At 65.2% G+C, this 1,885-nt stretch carries 3 protein-coding genes; 1 reads left to right on the top strand and 2 read right to left on the bottom strand.

The genetic code is table 11. The features are described 5' to 3' along the window. Nucleotides 1-264: 264 nt before the first annotated feature. Nucleotides 265-603: a cyclic-phosphate processing receiver domain-containing protein gene (locus tag AAFM29_RS17465; RefSeq protein WP_341713990.1), complete on the top strand. Its 339-nt coding sequence runs from the start codon at nucleotides 265-267 to the stop codon at nucleotides 601-603. A 190-nt stretch (nucleotides 604-793) separates the two neighbouring features. Here AAFM29_RS17465 and AAFM29_RS17460 read toward each other — a convergent pair whose 3' ends face one another. Both AAFM29_RS17460 and AAFM29_RS17455 read right to left on the bottom strand, forming a co-directional pair. Continuing rightward, nucleotides 794-1,021 carry a hypothetical protein gene (locus AAFM29_RS17460; RefSeq protein ID WP_341713989.1) on the bottom strand — a complete coding sequence of 76 codons (228 nt, stop codon included), beginning with the start codon at nucleotides 1,019-1,021 and terminating at the stop codon, nucleotides 794-796. An 80-nt stretch (nucleotides 1,022-1,101) separates the two neighbouring features. Beyond that, nucleotides 1,102-1,885: peptidoglycan-binding protein (locus AAFM29_RS17455; RefSeq protein ID WP_341713988.1), on the bottom strand; the 784-nt coding region annotated here is incomplete at its 5' end.

The raw sequence follows: 1,885 nt of genomic DNA, 5'->3' as shown, positions 1-1,885 counted from the left end.
AGCATGGTAAGGGCGCGTCGCGAACGCGCAAGACCGGAACTCTGGTTCCGGGATCAACGCCCGGAAAGACGAAAGGCCCGGAGTCGCCTCCGAGCCCTTGTCCAGCAGCCCCTTGTGCTCGCGCGGGCCGTGAGGTAGGAGGCCAATAGCGCGAGAATCGCTAGGACGATCTGCGCGGCGAGGACGGCCCACCATGGAGTATTCGGCGGCATGGGCGGAGCGGCTTGGAGTAGCATCAAAACCATTCGTGGTTAGGGTGAGGGAATGCGAGTCCTGGTTCTCGACGACGAGCCCGCGCGGCACGAGTTATTCAAGGCGGCCTGGGGCCAACACGACATCACGCATGTGTGGACGGCATCAGAGGCCATCCGCGCGCTGCGCACTGCATCCTACGACATCGTAACGCTGGATCACGACCTTGGTCCCGCGAGCTACGGGGATGGGCTCCGCGTCGCTCGGTACATCGCACAATTGCCCGGCGTGCGGCAAACAGCGCGGGTGTACGTCCACGGCGCGAACCCCGTGGGGTCGGCAGCAATGCTGGACACGCTTCGACACGCCGGGATCGGCGCGCAACAAATTGACCCGCTTTGCTTGAGGTGACAGGATGTTCGTTATCCGGCGTATCAAGGCGCGTCACGACGGGACGCGCTACTTCAACGACAAGGGTCCCGCGGTCTCTCACGCGGACCGCGGTCCCGACTATACAACCGTATCAGGCTCGCCCGTGAGGACTTCTGGGCCTCCCTGACCCGCGAGGAGGCCGCGATCTTCGTGCGACGGCGTTGACCCGTTACGCCAATCGCGTGGCGGGGCTGCTCATATTCGATACCAGCCGCACCAATTCGGTAGACTCGACGGCACCGCAACCCGACAGACCCATCGACAACGGCGCCTCGTCGCCTATCAGCGTATGCCCGTGCTCGCCATAGCGGGCAGATATGTCCGCCAAGGCCGGATCGCCCCTTTTGGTCTGTGGCTGAAACAAGTTGCCTGCCGAGAGGTCATCCCTCCAGTTCATTGGCATCCTCCGCGCACGCTTTATCCACAACATCGATTAGGCGCACGGACATCCTACTGCATGATAGTCCAGACCGACAATCACATCACGCGACACACTTCAAAATGCATCGGATCCGGGCGGCTCCAATTCATGCCGTTTGTGTATCCGTGCTCGACGGCGAGAGGCACAAGCTCCACGACAGAGCCCGTCGAGCCCGCGGGCGCCGGAGCCTTCCCGAGCGGGTTCCACGCGGCGTTGATATCCCACCCCACGGCGTAGGCGTGCCGCGAGAGCGTCGTGCCACCGCGCACGAGCCTGGGGTTCCACGCGCCGGCCCACGACAGGACGAGCCGCAACAGCCCGGCCTTCTCCCACGCGGCCCACAGCGCGCGAGTCTGCTCTGCAACCTTTCGATGGAGCAACACCGTCCCGCTCGCGGGCGCGCCCTGGATGCCGCGAATCTGCGGGATTGTCACGTTCACGAGGTTGTCTTTGGCCCACCCGTTCGTGATCTTGATCGCGCCCGGTTCGGAGGCGGTCGGCGCAGGTGTCCACAACAGCGGCCCGAAAAGCGTATCGATCTCGGCGTCGGAAAGCGCAGGCGGGACGTTTGGCGGTGGGCGGTCCGTATCTCCGAGACCGCGCAGGGCGGTCAGCGTGCGGGATCCGGCGAGGCCGTCAACGTCGAGCCCCTGGGCCTTCTGGAACGCGCGCACCGCGGCCTCCGTGCGAGGGCCGTAGATGCCGTCGATCTGGACGGCGTGCCCCGCGACGATAAGGAGTGTTTGAAGCTCGACGACCTGTGGGCCGTGATCGCCACGGCGGAGCACTGCCGAGACGGTCGGTGTCGGGCGCGGAGCAGGCATCGCCGTCGGGTAACGG

This window comes from Erythrobacter sp., assembly GCF_038133525.1.
Lineage (GTDB): Bacteria > Pseudomonadota > Alphaproteobacteria > Sphingomonadales > Sphingomonadaceae > Qipengyuania.
This window is presented reverse-complemented; position numbering and strand designations above follow the sequence as displayed.